We start from the raw sequence: 20646 nt of genomic DNA, 5'->3' as shown, positions 1-20646 counted from the left end.
CCACCGCAGGGAAGCTGGCTGATCTGCGCAATCGGCTGGAAGAGGCCCAGCACCCGATGGGTGAGGGTGCGGTCGAGAAGGTCCACGCCAAGGGCAAGCTCACCGCGCGTGAGCGCATCCTGGCCCTGCTGGACGAGGGTTCGTTCGTGGAGATGGACGCGCTGGCGCGGCATCGCAGCGTGAACTTCGGCCTGGAGAACAACCGTCCGCTCGGCGACGGCGTGGTGACCGGTTACGGCACCATCGACGGCCGCGACGTCTGCATCTTCAGCCAGGACTCGACGGTGTTCGGCGGCAGCCTCGGTGAGGTCTACGGCGAGAAGATCGTCAAGGTGATGGATCTGGCGCTCAAGACCGGCCGCCCGTTGATCGGCATCAACGACGGCGCCGGCGCTCGCATCCAGGAGGGCGTGGTCTCGCTCGGCCTCTACGGCGAGATCTTCCACCGCAACATCCAGGCCTCCGGCGTGATCCCGCAGATCTCGCTGATCATGGGCGCCGCGGCCGGTGGGCACGTGTACTCCCCGGCGCTGACCGACTTCGTCGTGATGGTCGACCAGTCCAGCCAGATGTTCATCACCGGCCCGGACGTCATCAAGACCGTCACCGGTGAAGAGGTCACCATGGAGGAGTTGGGCGGCGCCCACACCCATATGGTGAAGTCCGGTACCGCGCATTACGTCGCCTCCGGCGAGCAGGACGCGCTGGACTGGGTCAAGGACCTGCTGAGCTACCTGCCCAGCAACAACCGCGCCGAGGCGCCGCGGTTCCCGGCCACCGACCCGATCGCCGGCGCGATCGAGGATTCGCTGACCGAGGAGGATCTCGAGCTCGACACCCTGATCCCGGATTCGCCGAACCAGCCCTACGACATGCACGAGGTCATCCGGCGCCTGGTCGACGACGACGAGTTCTTCGAGGTGCAGGCCGAGCGCGCGATGAACGTCATCGTCGGCTTCGCCCGCATCGACGGCCGCAGTGTGGGTTTCGTGGCCAACCAGCCCACCCAGTTCGCCGGCTGCCTCGACATCGACGCCTCGGAGAAGGCCGCGCGGTTCGTGCGCACCTGCGACGCGTTCAACATTCCGATCATCACGCTGGTCGACGTTCCGGGCTTCCTGCCGGGCACGGGCCAGGAGTACAACGGCATCATCCGCCGCGGTGCGAAGCTGCTCTACGCCTACGGTGAGGCCACTGTGGGCAAAATCACGGTCATCACCCGCAAGGCCTACGGCGGCGCGTACGACGTGATGGGCTCCAAGCACATGGGCGCCGATGTGAACCTGGCGTGGCCCACCGCGCAGATCGCCGTCATGGGCGCCTCGGGCGCGGTCGGCTTCGTCTACCGCAAGAAGCTGCAGCAGGCCGCCGCGGAGGGCGCCGATGTCGACGCACTGCGCCTCGAGCTGCAGAACGAGTACGAGGACACGTTGGTCAACCCGTACGTGGCGGCCGAGCGCGGTTACGTCGACGCGGTGATCCCGCCCTCGCACACCCGCGGGCAGATCGTCTCCGCGCTGCGCTTGCTCGAGCGAAAGATGGTTACTCTTCCGCCGAAGAAGCACGGCAACATTCCGCTCTGATCCGACGATATGTGCGGTAGCGGAGGCACACTTTCCCGATGAGTGATGCGTTCGCACCGCGCACGATCGCCGCATCCGGGCGAAGATGGTAGGAAAAGGCCCTCATTCGATGAGGGCCGCACGAATACCCTTCGCGGCGTGGGTTCGTCCCGCACCGTGAACGCCGGCCCCTCGGGGCCGGCACAGAACAGGAGGAGTTGGCGCTGTGACGGCTGTGGCTGACGAAGAGATATTGCGCGCTGCCGAATTGGATTTGGCGGTCGACGAATTCGGTGACGACGACACGAAGCTCGCATCCGTCACCGCTGCCGTCGAGGTCGAGGCCGGTCACGGGCCGGTCATCCGCGTCCTGAAGGGTTCGCCCACCGACGAGGACCTCGCCGCACTGGTCACCGTGTTCGCCGCCGCGAGCGCGAATGCCGGCGCGCCGCAGGACCAGGGCCCGGTGGACAACTGGGGCCGGCCCACCATGATGCACCGCGGTACCTCGCCGTTCTCCCCGTACGCCTTCCCCTACCTGTCGCACCTCCGCGGCTGACGTGACGGGATTCGTTCTCGGCTCCGCCTCGCCCGCGCGGCTGCAAGTGTTGCGCGCGGCCGGGCTGGATCCGGTGGTGCGAATATCCGAGGTCGACGAGGACGCGGTCGCCGCGGCCCTGCCGCGGGACACTCCGCCCGCCGGTGTGGTCACCGCCCTCGCCACGGCCAAGGCGCACACCGTGGCCGCCGGCCTGATCGCCGACGCCGCGGCGTCCGGACGCGGCCCGGCCGCTCCTGATTCCTACGGCATCGTCTCCGCGCGGGCTCCGCGCCTGGTGGACGACTGTGTGGTCGTCGGCTGCGATTCGATGCTGCTGGTCGGCGGCGTCCTGCAGGGCAAGCCCCATACTCCCGACGTCGCTCGCGCTCGCTGGGCCGAGATGGCCGGGCGCAGCGCCGATCTGCTGACCGGCCACTGCGTGCTGCGTCTGCGCGACGGGACGATCGTCGCCGACGCCCAGGACTGCAGCACCACCACCGTGCATTTCGCCGAACCCGGGCCGGTCGAGTTGGATGCCTACATCGCCACCGGCGAGCCACTGCGGGTGGCCGGTGCGTTCACCCTGGACGGAATGGGCGGCTGGTTCGTCGACCGCATCGACGGTGACCCGTCCAGCGTCATCGGGATCGGCCTACCGCTGCTGCGTCGCCTCCTGGGCGACGTGGGCGTCGGTATTGCGCAGTTGTGGATCGGTGCGCAGCTGCGGGCCGACGCGATTGGCTGACGGCGTCGGCAGTCGCGGCGCCGCCCCCGCCTGATCGGGGATGCGGGCCGGATCCGGCAGCGTGCTCGCCAGTGCCTCCAGGTGGATCACGCACAGTTCCGGGCCCACGAACGGGTGCAGCCGGACGTTCACCGCATCGCGTCCGCCGTTGCGATCCAGTACCTCGCGAATCAGGCCCTGATGCACACCGCAGACCACCTCGGAATGGGTGCGCGCCAATTCGCGCAGCGGGCACGCGGTCAGGCGGATGTTGAGCTGGTCGCCGGTTTCGGAGGCGGAGTCGCGCTCGGGGGCGAAACCGAGCTCCGAGCTCACCGTCACCGCGACGTCGCGCGCGTCGTCGAGCGAGGCGATGGGTTGTTCGAGCTGTTCGACCTTGGCGCCCCACGCTCGCCCGGCCGTCACGGCCACTTCGGAACGCCGGCGGGGATCACTGCCGAGCTGATCGGCCAGCACCTGCGCCAGATCCTGATAACCGACCGATCGCTGTACCGCCGTATATCCGATGCGCGGGCGGCCGCGGCCCCGGGGTGGCTGCTGGAATTGGCGGACCAGCGATTCCCGGGTGAGAACATCCAGATGAAAACGGACGGTGGTGACGTGTTGTCCGGTGATGCGCGCCAGTTCCTGGGCATCGAGAGGCTCGCTGGCGCCGCGTAGGATCGCAAGCAGGCGCCGTCGTGGCCAAGAATCGGACATAGCTCACCCCTCCTCCCATGTGACTTTATCGGACGAAGCTGCGACTTAATCGCGCTTCATCCGATTCGTGATGTGAAACCGCCGGCGCGCATTGTTCGCACCTACGATCGGAACTGCCCAGCCGACCATCGTCTACCACGTGTGAAGGATCTTCCACCGTGCCCGTCGCTCCGGACTCTCATCCATCCTTCGGCTCTCATGCATATCCACAACGATTGGTAACCACCGAGTGGCTGTCGGCAAACATCGGTACGCGCGGCCTCGCGATCGTCGAGTCCAACGAGGACATCCTGCTCTATGACATCGGCCATGTGCCAGGGGCGGTCAAGGTCGATTGGCGGGCCGAGCTTACCGATCCGCTCACCCGCGACGTGATCGACGGCGCCCGTTTCGCCGAACTCATGCGCGCCAAGGGGATCGCCCGCGACGACACCGTCGTCGTCTACGGCGACAAGGCCAACGGCACGGCCGCCGCCACCGCCTGGGTCTTCGGCCTGTTCGGGCATCCCGACGTGCGACTGCTCGACGGGGGCCGGGACGCGTGGATCTCCGAGGCCCGCGACACCACCTTCGAGGTACCCGACGTCGGGCTGGGGGAGTATCCGGTCGTCGAGCGCGACGACCGGGGCAGCCGGGCCTTCCTCGAGGACGTGCGCGGCTACCTCGACCGCGGCGGATCGGGCATCGGACTGGTCGACGTGCGCGCGGTGGGCGAATACACGGGCGACGACGACCGCATCCTCGACCGTCCGGAGGAACAGTCGTTGCGCGCCGGGCACATTCCGACCGCGATCAACATCCCGTGGACCGCGGCCGTGGGTGGCGACGGCCGATTCCGCAGCCGTGCGGAGCTGGAGGAGATCTACGCGCCGCTGCTCGGCGCCGAGGACACCATCGCCTATTGCCGCATCGGCGAACATTCGGCACACACCTGGTTCGTGCTGACCTCGCTGCTGGGAGTGGCGAATGTGCGCAACTACGACGGCTCCTGGACCGAGTGGAGCAACGCCGTGCGCACGCCGATCGTCAAGGGATGTGAACCGGGCGCGGCTCCGGCCGCCGTGTCGGCGGCGGCACAGTCGGTCTAAGGTGTTGTTCACGTCACGGGGGTCCGGGCTACTGTTCGGTAGCCCTAGCCCTGTTCGGCGTCTGTTGGCACACTGCCTACACTCACCCGAGACGTAAGTTGTCCACAGCACAGGAGGCTCAGTGCCCAGCCATGCCAGCGCGCAGATCACGAAAGTCCTGATCGCCAATCGGGGCGAGATCGCGGTGCGTGTGATCCGGGCCGCCAAGGATGCCGGTATCGCCAGTGTCGCCGTGTACGCGGAACCGGACGCGGACGCGCCGTTCGTCAAATTGGCCGATGAGGCATTCGCGCTCGGGGGGCAGACCTCGGCCGAGTCGTACCTGGTCTTCGACAAGCTTCTCGACGCGGCGCGCAAATCCGGCGCCGACGCGATCCACCCCGGTTACGGCTTCCTGTCCGAGAACGCGGACTTCGCCCAGGCCGTCCTGGACGCCGGGCTGATCTGGATCGGTCCGTCGCCGCAGTCGATTCGCGATCTGGGTGACAAGGTCACCGCTCGCCATATCGCCGAGCGCGCCAAGGCGCCGATGGCCGCGGGCACCAAGGATCCGGTGAAGGACGCGAACGAGGTCGTCGAGTTCGCGAAGCAGTACGGCGTTCCGGTGGCCATCAAGGCCGCCTTCGGTGGTGGTGGCCGCGGCATGAAGGTCGCCCACACCATCGAGGAGATTCCGGAGCTGTTCGACTCGGCCACCCGCGAGGCGACCGCCGCCTTCGGCCGCGGTGAATGCTTCGTGGAGCAGTACCTGGACAAGGCCCGCCACGTCGAGGCCCAGGTGCTGGCCGACAAGCACGGCAACGTGATCGTCGCCGGCACGCGTGACTGCTCGTTGCAGCGCCGCTTCCAGAAGCTGGTCGAGGAGGCGCCCGCGCCGTTCCTGTCCGACGAGGTCCGCGCCAAGATCCACGAGTCCGCCAAGCGGATCTGCAAGGAGGCCGGCTACTACGGCGCCGGCACCGTGGAGTACCTGGTGCAGGGCGAGACCGTCTCCTTCCTCGAGGTCAACACCCGCCTGCAGGTCGAGCACCCGGTCACCGAGGAGACCTCCGGTCTGGATCTGGTGCGCTGGCAGTTCCGCATCGCCAACGGCGAGGAACTGACCATCAAAGAGGACCCGACCCCGCGCGGTCACTCGATCGAATTCCGTATCAACGGTGAGGACGCCGGTCGTGGGTTCCTGCCCGCACCCGGCCCGGTCACCGTCTACAAGGAGCCCTCGGGCCCCGGCGTGCGCGTCGATTCCGGCGTGGTCGCCGGTAGCGTGATCGGCGGCCAGTTCGACTCCATGCTGGCCAAGCTGATCGTCACCGGCGAGAACCGCACTCAGGCGCTGGAGCGTGCCGCGCGGGCGCTGGCGGAGTACGAGATCGAGGGCCTGGCGACGGTGCTGCCGTTCGACCGCCACATCGTGACCAACCCGGCGTTCGTCGGCGACGGAACCAAGTTCGACGTCTACACCAAGTGGATCGAGAACGAGTGGGAAAACACCATCGAGCCCTACACCGGTGGCCAGCCCATCGAGGACGAGGACGAGGGTGCGCGCCAGACGGTGGTCGTCGAGGTCGGCGGCCGTCGCCTCGAGGTATCGCTGCCGGGCCACTTGACCGTGGGCGCGGGCGCGGCCGGCGCCGGTGGCAACGGCGCGGGCGTGATCCGCAAGAAGCCCAAGCCGCGCAAGCGTGGCGGCGCGGGCGCCTCGGCCGCCTCCGGTGACGCGGTGACCGCGCCGATGCAGGGCACCGTGGTGAAGGTGGCCGTCGAAGAGGGCCAGTCGGTCGAGGCGGGTGACCTGATCGCCGTGCTCGAGGCCATGAAGATGGAGAACCCGGTCAACGCGCACAAGTCCGGTGTGGTCACCGGTCTGGCCGTCGAGGCCGGCGCCGCCATCACCCAGGGCACCGTGCTCGCCGAAATCAAGTAGTACCAACGGTTTTCGTCGCAGGCCCCGCTCCGGATCCGGAGCGGGGCCTGCGACGTTTCGGCCGTGATGTGCGGCAGCCCGGTACCGGTCGGCGTGTATCCCGGCGGGCAGGTCGCGACGGTTCGTCGGCGGCCGCTCGTGGGACGAGATTATCGTGTCGCGTCCTCGCAGGCGGCGGTGTGCTCGGCGCAGGAGACTCGGTCGGCGCGCGGTGCGCCGGGGCCGCCGGTGTCCGCCGGTTTACGGTGATGCTCCTCGGAATGCGCTGCGGGATGGGGAAATTGGAGGGGCGGCGGCAGAATGTTCGTCGGGAAGGGGAGCGTCCAACGCGGTGGGATGACCGTCGTGGTGTATTCGGGTTCCGGGGTGGCCGGCGCCGCGGTGGTCGGCGCGGGAGCGTTCATCTCGGTCCGGGTGGTCGACGGCTGGTCGGACGGAGTGCGGGAGCCACTGCTGAGCAGGGCCGTGCACCCGGCGACGACCGCGAGGGCGACGATGGCGGCGCCGATCAGTGCGGCGGCGACAGCGAGAGTCGGGCGTCGTGGCGGCGTCGCCGGACCATGCTGTGCTGGAACCGATTTCATCGGAAAGGACGTGCTACCGAGGAGAGTCGGCCGGGGGTTACGGACGGACGGCGGATGCGGCCGGCCGGACACCGCGTGATCTGCCGGGGCCGCCGGCGGGCCGACGGGTGCGCTCGCGTCCGGCAGGATACGAGTAGCCCGCACCGGGGCGGGCGGCCGATGGGCGGCTACGCCCGCGGGGCCCGAGCCGACTTTTCTCGTCACGGGCGCGGGTCCGGGGTACCCGTATACGGCGGACGCGGGGCCGGAGTGTCCTCTCGGGGCCGGCGCGGCGTCCTGCCGAGTCGCCGCGAAGGTGGGGCCGGCCGGTCCGTTCGCCGCTGGTGCAGGGCGGATGTGGCTGGTCGCGGGTGTCGACCCCAGTCGCGTCGTGGATCCCTGTTCGGATTGCAGCAACGGCGGTGTGCGATCGGAGATCGTCAGTCCGACGGCGGCCCGCGCCGCGGCCGCCAACTCGCCCGCGGTGCGGTATCGGTCGTCCGCACGCTTGGCCATACCTCGTGCGACCACCGCGTCGAGGGCGGCGGGGATGCGCGCGTCGGCGGCGGAGGGGCGCGGCGGGGCTTCGTGCAGGTGGGCGTGCAACTGCCGCACGGCGTCGGTATCGCCGAACGGCCTTCGCGCGGTGAGACATTCGTACAGCACACACGCCAGCGAGTACACGTCCGAGCGGGAGTCGCCGTGCCCGGTGAAGCGTTCGGGCGCCATATAGGCGAGCGTTCCGACCGTGAAACCGGTTGCGGTGATGGTGGTCTGCCCGGCCGCACGGGCGATGCCGAAATCGATGAGGTAGGCGAATCCGCTCGTGTGCACGATGACGTTGGCGGGCTTCACATCTCGGTGCACCAGTCCGGCCGCGTGCGCGGCATCGAGCGCCTCGGCGATCTGCGAGATCAGCTCGACCGCCTCGGCCACCCCCATCGCACTCGACCGCACCAGCCGGGCCAGGTCCACGCCCGGGATGTAGGCCATATCCAGATACAGTCGTCCGGCGTATTCGCCGAACCGATGGATCGGCGCGATATGCGGATTGTCCAGATGCGCCCCGATCCGGGCCTCCCGCTCGAACCGCCGCCGGTAATCCGCGTCCTCGGCCGCACTCCCGGACAAGATCTTCAGCGCGACGGTCCGGGCGTCCGCCGGGTCGTACGCCAGCCACACCTCCCCGGCCGCCCCCCGGCCGAGCAGTCGATCGAGCCGGTACCGCCCGAATTCCCGCGCAGTCATCGCATCCGTCCGCTGTGCGTGTCATTCGCCCGAAAGCCCCCGGGGAGACGGCCGCTCGCCGGTGTCGTCCGCGTCCGGTGCCCCGCGTCGCCGATCTGCGGTCGCGTGTCGGACCTCGGCTGTGGGGCTCGACCCGTCGGCGCTTCGACGAGCGGGGCGGCAGCGGTGCCGATGCCGCGCTGGCGGAACATGAGACCGACGATAGTGCGGATATGCGGTCGGCGGTACCGCGGGTGGATCGGGCCCGCTCACCGGCGCGCAGCGCGGTAATCTCGTGCCATGTCTGATTCTCCCGACGTCCGCATCGGCACCGCGGAGCGCGAGCAGGCGATGCAGCGCCTGTCGGAGCACTTCGCCGCCGGTCGGTTGTCGGTCGCCGAGTTCGACGAACGCAGCGGCCTGATCGCCGCGGCGGTGACGCGAGGCGATCTGGCGCCGGTGTTCAGCGACCTCCCCGCCGCCGTACCGGAGCCCCCGGAACCGCCGGAACCGGCCGCCGCCCAGCCGGGCGGGCGCCGCGAATTCGCCGGTTCGATGATGGGCCTGGTGGTGATCCTCGCGCTGGTGCTGTTCTTCACCACCCACACCTGGCTCTGGTTCCTGCTCATTCCCGCGGCAGGCATCATCACCGGCGGCCTGCAGCAGCGCGGCCACGATCGCCGTCTCCTCGGCGGCGATGATCATCGCGTGCTCGACCGCCGCCGTCGGCGCGACCGTCGCCGGAGGTTGTGATGGAACCGATCGAAATCAACGCCGGCAGTTGGTATCTGCGCGCGCTGCGCGCCGACGACCGTATCGACGACCGCCCGGCACTGGCCGACGGCGGTATCACCGATCCCGGCTATGTCGAACGCCGTGCCCGCGAATGGGCCGAGCAGACCGGATATTCGTGGGCGGTGTGTGAACCCACCACCGCTGAGCTGGTCGCCGAGATCGTGGTGACGCCGCAAGCCGATGGCACCGCGGAGATTTCGGGCTGGTCGCGTGCGGGCTACGATTCCGCGCTGCAGTCCGGGCTGACCGCGGTGAGCCGCTTCGTCGCCGGAGCCCTGGGCCTGCAACCTTTGTGACTGCACCGAACATGCTGTACCGCAGCGCTTTTCGCGTCGATCGGGCCGTGTCGGCAGGTTAATTCGGTGGATTGCCGGGTGCCCGTACCCGTACCGTGAGGACTCCGAAATCAAGCACTGGGGAGGTGCGCGATGTGGGAGTGGAGTAGATCGGTCGCGGAACGGGCTACCGCGACAGCGTGGACCCGGCCGGCCGGAGAACCGGCGCCGACCGTCGTGGATCCGGAGGTCTGGGCCGAGCGGACGGGGGAGCCGGCCCCGGAAGAGGTCGGCGAACCGGCCTCCGACGCCGTGACGGCATTCAACGGTGCGAGCGCGATGGTGCGCTCGATCCAGCTGCCGGAGTACGACCTGGCCCGATGAGAGGAACCGCGACGCGGGTGCCGCCGATATACCGGCGCCCGCGTCCCGGTCGCACTCGCCGGATGCGGAGGTTCGTTGCGGAGCGGCATATCGGCGGCCGTAGCTCGCAGGAGTAGCCTGCGAGGCGTGCAGAGGCCACCCTTGGACGCCGATATCCTGCGACATGCCGTCGCCGAACAGCCCGACCTGTCGTTCTTCTCCCGTATCGATGTGGTGGAGTCGACCGGTTCGACCAATGCGGATCTGATCGGCGAGGCCGGCGATCCGTCCTCCGATCGACGGGTGCTGGTCGCCGAATATCAGGACAGCGGCCGCGGCCGTCATGAACGTTCGTGGGTGAGTCCGCCGCGTGCGCAGATCGCGATGTCGATTCTGGTGCGGCTCGGCGGTATCGAACCGGCCGTCCTCGGCTGGTTGCCGTTGCTGACCGGTGTCGCCGTCGTGGACGCGGTCCGCGAAACGACCGGCCTGGACGCGAACCTCAAGTGGCCCAACGATGTTCTGATCGGCGGCCGCAAGGTGGCCGGCATCCTGGCCGAGGTGGCCTCCGGCGCGGACGCTCCGGCGGTCGTCGTCGGCGTCGGGCTGAATGTGAGTCTCACCGAGGATGAACTTCCTGTGCCGCATGCCATTTCACTGACCCTGGCCGGTGCCGAGAACGCCGACCGCAACGCGTTGGTCCTCGCCCTGCTGCGCGCCTTCGCCCGCCACTTCACCGAATGGCGGACGGAGAACTGGAATGTCGGCGGGCTGGCCGACGCGTATCGTGCCCGCTGCGCCACCCTCGGCGCGGATGTGCGGGCGGAATTGCCGGGCGGCGAGGTCCTCACCGGCGTTGCCACCGACATCGACGCCTACGGCCGCTTGATCATCGGTGGCCGTTCGGTATCGGCGGGCGACGTCACTCATCTTCGCCCGGCATAGCGGGACGAATCAGGGGGTAGGGTTCGCATATGAGTTATCCGGAGGAGCTGCTCGCGCCGGACGAGCAGCTGCTACTGCATCGTCATCCGCATTGGAAGATGTTGTTCTTGCCGGCGCTCACCTTCATCCTCGCCACGGCGCTGGCCGGATTCCTGAGCGGGCTGGCCTGGCGCAACACCGAGGGCACCACGCGCAACATCGTTCTCATCGCGATCGTCGTGGTGTGGGCGCTGCTGGTCGTGTGGCGTTGCCTGTCGCAGGTGATCCGTTGGAAGTCAACGCATTTCATCATCACCGACCGGCGGGTGCTGGTACGCGAGGGCGTGCTCACCCACACCGGCATCGATATCCCGATGAACCGTATCTCCAGTGTGCAGTTCCGCCACGGCTTGTCGGACCGGTTGCTGGGAACGGGCACGCTGATCATCGACGCCGCCTCGGGGGATCCGTTGGAATACGACGACATTCCGAACGTGCAGAAGGTGCATTCGCTGCTGTACCACCAGGTCTTCGACAACCCGCACGGCGATCCGGGCCACGACCAGTATCAGGACCCTCGTTACGGCCGCCGGCGGTAGCGGCCGCCGCGGTTCGGTGGCGCACGCCCGATCGGCCCGGTTCGCCAGTAATCTTGTGCTGTGACCGCCGTACTGCTGGCCGAGGACGATGAGGCCATCGCCGCTCCGCTCTCGCGAGCCCTGGGGCGCGAAGGCTATTCGGTAACCGTCGAGAGTTTCGGCCCCGCCGTGCTGCGCCGGGCGCTGGAGGGTGAACACGATCTGCTCATCCTCGACCTCGGGCTACCCGGTATGGACGGCCTGGAGGTGTGCCGCCAGGTACGCGCCCGGGGCGCCGATCTCGCGGTGCTGATGCTGACCGCCCGCACCGACGAAGTCGATTTCGTGGTGGGTCTCGACGCCGGCGCCGACGACTATGTCGGTAAACCGTTCCGCCTCGCCGAACTGCTCGCCCGCGTGCGAGCCCTGTTGCGGCGCAGCGGCATCGGCGACGAGGCGGTGGAGATCGGCGGCGTGCGGCTCGAACCCGCGGCGCGCCGGGTACTGGTCAACGGCCACGAGGTGAATCTCGCCAACAAGGAATACGAACTGCTCAAGGTGCTGATCGACCGGGCCGGGCAGGTCGTGCCGCGCGAGACGATTCTGCGCGAGGTGTGGGGCGATGCCGATCTGCGCGGCTCCAAAACCCTCGACATGCACATGTCCTGGCTGCGCCGCAAGATCGGCGACGAGGGCCCCGTCGCGGAGCGGCGCATCGTCACCGTACGTGGTGTCGGTTTCCGCTTCAACACCGATTGATCGCCGATGCGGCGCCGAATTCTGCTGTCCATGCTGGCGGCCCTGACCCTCACCACCGTGGTGCTGGGGATCCCCTTGGCGTTCACGGCGTGGCAGTGGGTGGCCGATATCACCCGCAGCGACCTGCGGGCCCGGCTGGATCGCATGTCGGTGGAGATCGTCGGCCAGGAACGTGACGACGGATTGGTCCACGGCGTGCTCGACCTGCGCTCGGTGCGGCCGCTGATCCCGTCCGGCGGACGGCTGACCATCATCTATCCGACGCCCGAGGACGCGGCGCTGCGCGTGGACGCGGGTGCGCCGGAGGTCGAGAACCCGGTGGTGGAATCGCTGTCGATGGGCACGTCCGGCTCGCTGCGACTCGAGGTGCCGGCCGCCCCCATGCATTCGATGCAGCGGCAAGCGGTGGGCGCGGTCGCGCTGGTGGCCCTGGCCTCGCTGGCCGCGGGGGCCGCGGTGGCGGTGGTGACCGCGCGCCGGGTCGCCGATCCGCTGCGCGATGTGGCCGCGCGTGCCGCGCGGCTGGCGAAGGGCGATTTCCGGCCCGATCCGCGCCGGCACGGAATCACCGAACTCGACCGCGTCTCCGATGTGCTCGATTCGGCGACGGTGGAGATCGCGGGCCGGCTGCAGCGCGAGCACGCGCTGGTCGCCGATGTCTCCCATCAGTTGCGCAGTCGCCTGACCGCGGTGCGGCTGCGCCTCGACGAATTGTCGGCGCATCCGGATCCGGCGGTCGTCCAGGAATCGGAGGAGGCGATGGCGCAGGTCGATCGGCTCACCGAGGCGATCGACGAATTGGTCCGCGATTCCCGCGACGAGGACGCCGCCGATCACGAACCGGTGCCGGTGGTCGCCGAATTGCGCGGGGTGGTCGCCGAATGGCGGCATCCCTTCGCCGAGGCGGGGCGCAAGCTCGTGCTCTCCGGCGATCCGGGTCTACGCGCCCCGGTGACCGGATCGCGGTTGCGTGAGGCGGTGGCCGTGCTGGTCGACAACGCGCTGGTGCACGGCGGAGGTGACTGCTCGGTGTCGGTGCGCACGGTCTACGGCGGCCCCGACCGGGAACCGCTGGTGGCGGTGGAGGTGGCCGACGAGGGCGAGGGGGTCAGCGACGAACTGGCGCCGCACATCTTCGACCGCGGCTTCTCCGGCGCCGGATCGACCGGAGTGGGGCTGGCGCTGGCGCGCGCGCTGATCGAAGCCGACGGCGGACGCTTGGAACTCCAGCGTCGGCGTCCGGCGCTGTTCGCGGTATTTCTCGGTAAGCCGACCGCGGGGCGATCGGGTAACGGCGTCATCGGGGAGCCCCGCTGAACGATGGGTTCAGCTGAAGCCGAGCGGTTTCTCTTCCTCGTACAGCTCTTCGAATTCTTCGACCAGCGCATCGATTTCGTCGGGGAACACCCAGCGCTTCATCGCCCAGAATCGGAACACCATCTGCAGGATGTTGCCGATGATGAAGGCGCTGACGAAGTCGGCGATGTTCTCCACGGTCAAGCTGACATCGGGCACGTGCAGGTGGAAGAAATACCGCGAAACCCACAGCGGGAGATTCGACAGCAGCACTCCGATGGCGCTGACCATGAAGAACAGCAGGGCTTCGTGGTGTTTCTCACGACCGCCGCGACCCTTGAACGACCATTCCCGGTTGAGGATGTAGGACGCGATGACCGCGATAACCCCGGAAATGATCTTGGCCGTGATCGGCTTCGACTCGAGAACGGTCAATTTGAGGAGGTAGAAGATACCGCTGTCGATGACGAAAGTGGTCGCTCCGACAATCGCGAACTTGATCAGCTCGTGATGACGAATAGCGAGGTCCCGTAGTGTTTTCGGCAGGATGTTGACCACATCGTCGACAAATGGCACCCGGTGAGTCTACGTCCGTCCCGCAATGGGCAATCAACCCGCACTCACTCCCGCGTGTGGGCGCATGACAACATGGTGGGCTGTGAGCGAGCGTAGTGGGCCATCGATGGACCCTTCCACCGGGGTGCAAGAGGTTGCCGAAGGTGAACCGATGCCGGTTTCGCGCAGTTTCGAAGGCGGTGGGATGCCGACCGTCGCGATGATCGGCGGCGGGCAGTTGGCGCGGATGACGCATCAGGCTGCGGTGGCGCTGGGACAGTGCCTGCGGGTCCTGGCCGAGCGACCCGGCGATCCGGCGGCTCAGGTCAGCCCGGAGGTGGTGCTCGGATCGCATACCGATCTCGCGGCGCTGCGCAAGGTTGCCGTCGGTACGCACGCGGTGACCTTCGACCACGAACATGTGCCGACCGAGCATCTGCTGGCGCTGGTGGCCGAGGGTGTGAACGTCCAGCCGCCGCCGGGCGCGCTGGTCTACGCCCAGGACAAGCTCGCGATGCGGCGCAAGCTGGCCGGGATGGGCGTGCCGGTTCCGGCGTTCACGGCGGTCGACGCCGTCGCGGACGCCACCGGATTCCTCGCCGAGCACGGTCCGTTCGTGCTGAAGGCGGTGCGGGGCGGCTACGACGGGCGCGGCGTGTGGATGATCGACGACGCCGCCGAGGCCGAACGCATCGTCACCGATCAGCTCGGGCACGGTGTGACGTTGCTCGCCGAGCAGCGGGTGGATCTGAAGCGCGAGCTCTCCGCGATGGTGGCGCGCTCGCCGTTCGGGCAGGCCGCGGCCTGGCCCGTGGTGGAGACCGTGCAGCGCGAGGGGCAGTGCGCCGTGGTGATCGCGCCCGCGCCGGAGCTGTCGGACGAGGCCGCGACCGAGGCGGAATCGCTGGCCCTGCGGCTGGCGGCCGAACTCGGCGTCACCGGTGCGATGGCCGTCGAGCTGTTCGAAACCCACGCCGGTGACCTGCTGGTCAACGAGCTGGCGATGCGCCCGCACAATTCCGGGCACTGGGGGATGGACGGCGCCGTCACCGGACAGTTCGAACAGCATCTGCGCGCGGTGCTGGACTATCCGCTGGGCGCCACCACGCCGCTGGCGCCGGTGACGGTGATGGCGAATATTCTCGGCGCGGCCGAGGCGCCGGCGATGTCGATGGACGAGCGGCTGCATCACCTGTTCGCCCGGATCCCGGAGGCGAAGGTGCACCTCTACGGCAAGGGCGAGCGCCCGAAGCGCAAGATCGGGCATGTGAACATCCTCGGTGACGACGTGACCGAGGTGCGGGAGAAGGCCGAACGGGCGGCGCACTGGATGTCGCACGCGGTGTGGACCGATGGATGGGATCCCCATGAGTAACGGAATCGGGTTCGATGGTCGCTCCGCGAGCTCCGCTCCGGCGGTCGGCCTGATCATGGGCAGCGACTCCGACTGGCCCACGATGGAAGCGGCCGCGGAAGCGTTGGCGGAGTTCGGGATTCGCTTCGAGGTCGGTGTGGTCTCGGCGCACCGCACGCCGCAGCGCATGCTCGACTATGCCCGCGAGGCCGCCGGTCGCGGCGTCAAGGTGATCATCGCCGGTGCCGGCGGCGCCGCCCACCTGCCCGGTATGGTCGCCTCGGCCACGCCGCTACCGGTGATCGGTGTCCCGGTCCCGCTGAAGTATCTCGACGGCATGGATTCCCTGTTGTCGATCGTGCAGATGCCGGCCGGCGTCCCCGTCGCCACGGTCTCCATCGGCGGCGCCCGCAACGCGGGCCTGCTGGCCGTCCGCATCCTCGCCGCCGCCGACCCGCAGCTGCGCACCCGCATGGAGCAGTTCCAGGCCGACCTGGAGAAACTGGTCCTGGACAAGGATGAAGCCCTGCGCGCCCGCCTGCTCGGCTAGCGCCGTCGGCGCGTCCGGGATCTCCCCGTACGGCACGGCTACCGTTGTGGGGTGCCCAGCGACAATTCGATCCCCGTTCGTGCCGCCGACGCCGCGGAGTTCCGGCTGACCGTGGTCGATCACGCGTTGCGGCTGTTCGCGGAGCAGGGGTACGAGGCGACCACGGTGGACGAGATCGCGGAGGCGGCGGGGATTTCGCGGCGGACCTTCTTCCGGCAGTTCCGGTCGAAGGAGGATGTGGTCTTCGCCGACCACGAGGAGCAGATCGCCCGCGCGACGGCGTATCTGACTGCGGCGCAAGGTGATCCGTGGGATGCCGTGCGGGAGGCGGTGGTCGGCATCTTCGAGCGGTTCACCGAGACCAGGGAACTGGCCGCGCGCCGCTATCGGGTCGTCCGGCAGGCGCCGGCGTTGCGCGATCGCGAGATCGTGACCGTGTTCCGGTACGAACGGCTGTTCACCGACTATCTGCGTGATCGGCTTCCCGAGGTGCCCGATCTGGCGCTGATCCAGTTCAGTGCGGCCGTCACCGCCACTCACAACTATCTGCTGCGCCGCATGGTGCGTGGTCGATCCGAGGCGAGCGCGGCCGATCTGCGCGCGGCGGTGCGCGCGATCGCGCCACCCGGTCCGGCCCCGGATCCGGCCGAGCTGGTGGTGGCGGTCTTCCCGCGCGCGATGCCGGCCCGGCAGGTCGCCGACCTCCTGGCCGACCGTCTCGATAACCTGTGACCCGGGCCGACGATTCCGCCATTTGGCACTGAGTGCCACGGGAGATTCCGGGTATCTCCTCACGTTGTCGCGCTTCGGCAGCGTATACTCGAATGCGACTGGCACTGAGTGCCGAGGTGCGCCAGTGTAGTGCCGGAATTCGCGGACCAGGCGAACCGAAACCCCACGACCAGGAGTGAACCCATGGCGGGCAACCCCGATTTCGATCTGTTCAAGTTGGACGACATCCACGACGAGCTGCGCGCGGCGATTCGCGGGCTGGCCGAGAAGGAGATCGCCCCGCACGCCAAGGATGTCGACGGCAACGCCCGGTTCCCGCAGGAGGCCCTGGCCGCGCTGAACGCCGCGGGCTTCAACGCGGTCCACGTCCCCGAGGCCTACGGCGGTCAGGGTGCCGACTCGGTCGCCACCTGCATCGTCATCGAGGAGGTCGCCCGCGTCTGCGGTTCGTCCTCGCTGATCCCGGCCGTGAACAAGCTCGGCACCATGGGCCTGATCCTGCAGGGCTCCGAGGAGCTGAAGCAGAAGGTGCTGCCCGACCTCGTCGAGGGCAAGATGGCCTCCTACTGCCTGTCCGAGCGCGAGGCCGGTTCGGATGCGGCCTCCATGCGCACCCGCGCCAAGCGCGACGGTGACGACTGGGTGATCAACGGCTCCAAGTGCTGGATCACCAACGGCGGCCAGTCCACCTGGTACACCGTGATGGCCGTGACCGATCCGGAGAAGGGCGCCAACGGCATCTCCGCGTTCATGGTCCACAAGGACGACGAGGGCTTCGTGGTCGGCCCGCTCGAGCACAAGCTGGGCATCAAGGGTTCGCCGACCGCCGAACTGTACTTCGAGAACTGCCGCATCCCGGGCGACCGGATCATCGGCGCCGAGGGCACCGGTTTCAAGACCGCGTTGCAGACCCTCGACCACACCCGGCCCACCATCGGTGCGCAGGCCGTCGGCCTGGCGCAGGGTGCGCTGGACGCCGCGATCGCCTACACCAAGGACCGTAAGCAGTTCGGCAAGGCCATCGCCGATTTCCAGAACACCCAGTTCATGCTCGCCGATATGGCGATGAAGGTGGAGGCCGCGCGCCTGATGGTATACACCTCGGCCGCCCGCGCCGAGCGCGGCGAGAAGAACCTGGGCTTCATCTCCGCCGCCTCCAAGTGCTTCGCCTCCGATGTGGCGATGGAGGTGACCACCAACGCGGTGCAGCTGTTCGGTGGCGCCGGCTACACCACCGACTTCCCGGTGGAGCGGATGATGCGCGACGCCAAGATCACCCAGATCTACGAGGGCACCAACCAGATTCAGCGTCTGGTCATGTCGCGTCAGCTGCTGCGCTGATCGCACGGTCGCCCGAGGGCGTGGGCGGTGCCGGTGACGACTCGGCACCGCCCACGTCATCTTGTGACATCGAACCGCAGCGGCCGCGGCTCGTGGCGCGTCGCGCGCGGCGGGTTGTCAGGGCGCGTTACGGTATCGAAGCGCCGAATTCAGTGAATTACCGGCAATTTTCGCTGGTAGAATGGTAGTGCCCAGAAAATCTCTGCGAAGTACTTTCATCTGCAATTTCAAATGTTCGTTCAATCGCAATCGGGCGAATTCGGAATTGTCCCAACGGCTTTCGCAGCGCAATATTGATGCATGGCAGGCGTGGAGATCACCGACAGGTTCGTCCGCCGCACCCTGGACAACGGGCGAATCGAAGAGGTCACCTGGCTGGAGTTGACCGAGGTGCGGATCATCACGACCGCCGACGGCCCCTTCGCCGACGATGTGTTCTTCGTGCTGATCGGTGTGCGCGGGAACGGTTGCGTGGTCCCGCATTCCGCTGCCGACACCGAGTTCCTGGCCCGCCTGCAGAAACTGCCGGGCTTCGACAACGCCGCCGTGATCGAGGCGATGGAGACGGTCGGCGACCGGCAGTTCCTGGTCTGGCGGCGCCGCATCTGACGCGGCCGCCGGAGTACGTCCGCTAGGCGACGAGGTCGGCGTATTCGCGGTGGTCGCCGATGTACTGCTCCACGTACCAGCAGGTCGGCACCACGGCGAATCCGCTGTCGCGGCAGTCGGTGAGCGCGTAGTCGACCAGTTGCGCCGCTACCCCGCGCCCCCGGAATTCGGGGAAGGTGAGGGTGTGGTTGAGGTCGCGAATCGGCTTGTCGCCCGCGCTGCTTTCGTTGTAGTCCGCGTAGCCCGCGAGAGTGTCGTCGATGTAGATCTCGTAGCGGCCGGCGGCCGTATTGTGCTCGAGCCTGGTCGTCATACGAGGTGGAACCGCCCTCCGGGGCCGATTTGTTCCGCGCGCGGGTCAGCTCCCGCAGACTCGATTGAGTTCGTCGGTGAAGGGCTGCAGGTCCGTGACGTTGTCGTCGATCAGGGCATCGGCGTATCCGGTGATCGCCGCCCGCTCCTCACCCACGGCGAGATCGCCGACGGTCCACAGCCGATCGTGCAGGGCCCGGGCCGTCTCGGCATCGAATGTGCCGCCGCTCATCTGCACGCCCGCGTTGACCATGGCGATGGCTCGATCGCAGGCCGGAGACTTCGCCTGGGCGGTGGCCGCGGGGAGAATCAGCAGGGAAGCGGTCGTCGCGGTGGCGAATACGACGGCGGGCAGGCTCTTGATCATGTGTCCTCGGGAGGCTTTCGACAGGGGCCGCTCATCAGGCGAGCGAGCCAGGGTCTCGCAGCATAGCCGCCAACTGTCCGGTTTGCGAGATTTTTCCGGCTGCGTTCGATTTCAGAGCACGGCGCCCGGATTGAGAATGCCGTGCGGGTCCAGGGCCTCCTTGATACGCCGGGTCAGATCCATCACCTCCGGACCGACCTGATCGGGCAGCCACGCCTTCTTCAACCGCCCGACCCCGTGCTCACCGGTGATCGTGCCGCCCAGCGCGATGGCCAGGTCCATGATCTCGCCGAAGGCCTGATGGGCGCGCGCGGTCTCGTCCGCATCGGCGGGGTTGTAGACGATCAGCGGGTGGGTGTTGCCGTCACCGGCGTGCGCGATCACCGAGATCAGCACCTCGCGCCGCTCGGCGATCTCGGCGATCCCCGTGACCAGGTCGCCCAGGCGTGGCAGCGGCACGCCGACGTCCTCGAGCAGGAGCGGGCCCTTTCGTTCCACCGCGGGTATCGCGAATCGTCGTGCGGCGCAGAACGCTTCACCCTCCTCCGGGTCTTCGGTCCGGAAAACCTCGGCGGCTCCGGCGCTTTCGCAGGCCTCGGCGATGATCGCGGCCTCTCGCGCGCGGAATTCGCCGGGGGCGTCGGAGCGGGCCACCAGCATGGCGGCGGCCTCGCGATCGAGTCCCATCCGCATTTCGTCCTCGACCGCGTTGATCGCCACCGAGTCCATGAATTCCAGCATCGAGGGACGCAGCCGGGCCGCGACCGCCTCGATCGCCGCCGTGGCCGCGGTGAGGGTGGAGAACGTGGCGACCACGGTGCTCTGCTGCGGCTGCGCGGGCAGCAGGCGCAGTGTCAGTTCGGTGATGATGCCGAGGGTGCCCTCGCTGCCGACGAACAGTTTGGTCAGCGACAGCCCGGCGGAATCCTTGAGCCGCGGCCCGCCCAGCCGCACCACCGTGCCGTCGGCGAGCACCACTTCCATACCCAGGATGTAGTCGGTGGTGACGCCGTATTTCACGCAGCACAACCCACCCGCGTTGGTGGCGGCGTTGCCACCGATCGAGCAGATCTCGAACGACGACGGATCCGGCGGGTACCACAGTCCGTGTTCGGCGGCGGCCCGTTTGACCTCCGCGTTCAGCAGTCCGGGCTGGGTCACGGCGGTGCGGGTGACCGGATCGACCGTGATCTCGCGCATCCGCTCGGTGCTCACCAGCAGGGCGCCGTCCTGCGCGGTCGCGCCGCCGGAGAGTCCGGTTCCGGCGCCGCGCGGCACGAGCGGAACCCGATGTTCGTGTGCCCAGCCGACCACGGTCGCGACCTGCTCGGTGGTCCGCGGCCGCACCAGCGCCACCGGCATCCCGGCATGTGGATCGAGCGCGCGGTCGTGGCGGTACCCGGCGAGGATGTCGGGATCGGTGACGACCGTGCCGTCGGGGAGCCGGTCTGCGAGTGTTGCGATGTCCACACCCCGAACCTACGTGC

Annotated in this window: 23 protein-coding genes; 17 read left to right on the top strand and 6 right to left on the bottom strand. The window is 68.4% G+C overall.

Annotated elements, in window-relative coordinates; genetic code table 11:
• The 3 genes from NMI01S_RS00555 to NMI01S_RS00545 form a co-directional block, all read left to right on the top strand.
• A partial coding sequence (locus NMI01S_RS00555; RefSeq protein ID WP_062994094.1) for an acyl-CoA carboxylase subunit beta occupies positions 1-1583 on the top strand: 1583 nt, incomplete at its 5' end.
• A gap of 205 nt (positions 1584-1788) precedes the next feature.
• Positions 1789-2121 (top strand): acyl-CoA carboxylase subunit epsilon, encoded by a 333-nt coding sequence (locus NMI01S_RS00550; protein WP_062994078.1) that lies wholly within the window; start codon positions 1789-1791, stop codon positions 2119-2121.
• Between the two features lies 1 nt (position 2122).
• Entirely contained in the window at positions 2123-2848 is a 726-nt protein-coding gene (locus NMI01S_RS00545) for a nucleoside triphosphate pyrophosphatase (RefSeq protein ID WP_062994077.1), read from the top strand.
• Here the strand turns inward: NMI01S_RS00545 and NMI01S_RS00540 are convergent.
• Positions 2756-3547: a helix-turn-helix transcriptional regulator gene (locus tag NMI01S_RS00540; protein WP_062994076.1), complete on the bottom strand. Its 792-nt coding sequence runs from the start codon at positions 3545-3547 to the stop codon at positions 2756-2758. The genes NMI01S_RS00545 and NMI01S_RS00540 overlap by 93 nt on opposite strands.
• 158 nt (positions 3548-3705) lie before the next feature.
• Between NMI01S_RS00540 and NMI01S_RS00535 the strand changes: the two genes are divergently transcribed.
• Together NMI01S_RS00535 and NMI01S_RS00530 are read left to right on the top strand one after the other, a co-directional pair.
• A complete protein-coding gene (locus NMI01S_RS00535; RefSeq protein ID WP_062994075.1) occupies positions 3706-4635 on the top strand; it encodes a sulfurtransferase in 930 nt (309 codons plus the stop codon).
• A gap of 121 nt (positions 4636-4756) precedes the next feature.
• Complete coding sequence (locus NMI01S_RS00530) at positions 4757-6559, top strand: acetyl/propionyl/methylcrotonyl-CoA carboxylase subunit alpha (protein ID WP_062994074.1); 1803 nt, start codon at positions 4757-4759, stop codon at positions 6557-6559.
• Between the two features lie 149 nt (positions 6560-6708).
• Here NMI01S_RS00530 and NMI01S_RS00525 read toward each other — a convergent pair whose 3' ends face one another.
• The gene (locus tag NMI01S_RS00525; RefSeq protein ID WP_062994073.1) at positions 6709-8370 is read right to left on the bottom strand and encodes a serine/threonine-protein kinase; all 1662 of its coding nucleotides are present in this window, start codon (positions 8368-8370) and stop codon (positions 6709-6711) included.
• A gap of 279 nt (positions 8371-8649) precedes the next feature.
• Between NMI01S_RS00525 and NMI01S_RS00515 the strand changes: the two genes are divergently transcribed.
• From NMI01S_RS00515 to NMI01S_RS00485, 7 genes are all read left to right on the top strand, one after another.
• Entirely contained in the window at positions 8650-9102 is a 453-nt protein-coding gene (locus tag NMI01S_RS00515) for a DUF1707 SHOCT-like domain-containing protein (protein WP_062994071.1), read from the top strand.
• A complete protein-coding gene (locus tag NMI01S_RS00510; protein WP_062994070.1) occupies positions 9102-9440 on the top strand; it encodes a hypothetical protein in 339 nt (112 codons plus the stop codon). The genes NMI01S_RS00515 and NMI01S_RS00510 overlap by 1 nt, the downstream gene beginning before the upstream one ends.
• Positions 9441-9572: 132 nt before the next feature.
• A complete protein-coding gene (locus NMI01S_RS00505; RefSeq protein WP_062994069.1) occupies positions 9573-9803 on the top strand; it encodes a hypothetical protein in 231 nt (76 codons plus the stop codon).
• Positions 9804-9929: 126 nt separating this feature from the next.
• Positions 9930-10727: a biotin--[acetyl-CoA-carboxylase] ligase gene (locus NMI01S_RS00500; protein ID WP_245716639.1), complete on the top strand. Its 798-nt coding sequence runs from the start codon at positions 9930-9932 to the stop codon at positions 10725-10727.
• Between the two features lie 29 nt (positions 10728-10756).
• A complete protein-coding gene (locus NMI01S_RS00495; RefSeq protein ID WP_036498425.1) occupies positions 10757-11305 on the top strand; it encodes a PH domain-containing protein in 549 nt (182 codons plus the stop codon).
• Positions 11306-11365: 60 nt separating this feature from the next.
• Positions 11366-12043: a response regulator transcription factor gene (locus tag NMI01S_RS00490; RefSeq protein WP_030513615.1), complete on the top strand. Its 678-nt coding sequence runs from the start codon at positions 11366-11368 to the stop codon at positions 12041-12043.
• Between the two features lie 6 nt (positions 12044-12049).
• Positions 12050-13360: a sensor histidine kinase gene (locus NMI01S_RS00485; protein ID WP_062994068.1), complete on the top strand. Its 1311-nt coding sequence runs from the start codon at positions 12050-12052 to the stop codon at positions 13358-13360.
• A gap of 9 nt (positions 13361-13369) precedes the next feature.
• On the opposite strand, the gene NMI01S_RS00480 is transcribed toward NMI01S_RS00485, so the two are convergent.
• Entirely contained in the window at positions 13370-13915 is a 546-nt protein-coding gene (locus tag NMI01S_RS00480; protein WP_062994067.1) for a GtrA family protein, read from the bottom strand.
• Between the two features lie 151 nt (positions 13916-14066).
• Between NMI01S_RS00480 and NMI01S_RS00475 the strand changes: the two genes are divergently transcribed.
• The 5 genes from NMI01S_RS00475 to NMI01S_RS00455 all read left to right on the top strand — a co-directional run bounded on the left by NMI01S_RS00475 (position 14067) and on the right by NMI01S_RS00455 (position 18480).
• Positions 14067-15269 (top strand): 5-(carboxyamino)imidazole ribonucleotide synthase, encoded by a 1203-nt coding sequence (locus NMI01S_RS00475; protein ID WP_062994092.1) that lies wholly within the window; start codon positions 14067-14069, stop codon positions 15267-15269.
• Complete coding sequence (gene purE, locus NMI01S_RS00470) at positions 15262-15798, top strand: 5-(carboxyamino)imidazole ribonucleotide mutase (RefSeq protein WP_062994066.1); 537 nt, start codon at positions 15262-15264, stop codon at positions 15796-15798. The genes NMI01S_RS00475 and purE overlap by 8 nt, the downstream gene beginning before the upstream one ends.
• Before the next feature lie 51 nt (positions 15799-15849).
• Positions 15850-16530 (top strand): TetR family transcriptional regulator, encoded by a 681-nt coding sequence (locus NMI01S_RS00465; protein WP_062994065.1) that lies wholly within the window; start codon positions 15850-15852, stop codon positions 16528-16530.
• A 183-nt stretch (positions 16531-16713) separates the two neighbouring features.
• A complete protein-coding gene (locus NMI01S_RS00460; protein ID WP_062994064.1) occupies positions 16714-17871 on the top strand; it encodes an acyl-CoA dehydrogenase in 1158 nt (385 codons plus the stop codon).
• A gap of 300 nt (positions 17872-18171) precedes the next feature.
• Positions 18172-18480 (top strand): hypothetical protein, encoded by a 309-nt coding sequence (locus NMI01S_RS00455; RefSeq protein ID WP_063920619.1) that lies wholly within the window; start codon positions 18172-18174, stop codon positions 18478-18480.
• 22 nt (positions 18481-18502) lie between these two features.
• On the opposite strand, the gene NMI01S_RS00450 is transcribed toward NMI01S_RS00455, so the two are convergent.
• The 3 genes from NMI01S_RS00450 to NMI01S_RS00440 form a co-directional block, all read right to left on the bottom strand.
• Positions 18503-18793 carry a GNAT family N-acetyltransferase gene (locus NMI01S_RS00450; protein WP_062994062.1) on the bottom strand — a complete coding sequence of 97 codons (291 nt, stop codon included), beginning with the start codon at positions 18791-18793 and terminating at the stop codon, positions 18503-18505.
• Between the two features lie 45 nt (positions 18794-18838).
• Positions 18839-19159: a hypothetical protein gene (locus tag NMI01S_RS00445; protein ID WP_062994061.1), complete on the bottom strand. Its 321-nt coding sequence runs from the start codon at positions 19157-19159 to the stop codon at positions 18839-18841.
• A 111-nt stretch (positions 19160-19270) separates the two neighbouring features.
• The gene (locus tag NMI01S_RS00440) at positions 19271-20629 is read right to left on the bottom strand and encodes an FAD-binding oxidoreductase (RefSeq protein ID WP_062994060.1); all 1359 of its coding nucleotides are present in this window, start codon (positions 20627-20629) and stop codon (positions 19271-19273) included.
• Positions 20630-20646 lie beyond the last annotated feature (17 nt).

The sequence above is a fragment of the Nocardia mikamii NBRC 108933 genome (genome assembly GCF_001613505.1).
Lineage (GTDB): Bacteria > Actinomycetota > Actinomycetes > Mycobacteriales > Mycobacteriaceae > Nocardia > Nocardia mikamii.
This window is presented reverse-complemented; position numbering and strand designations above follow the sequence as displayed.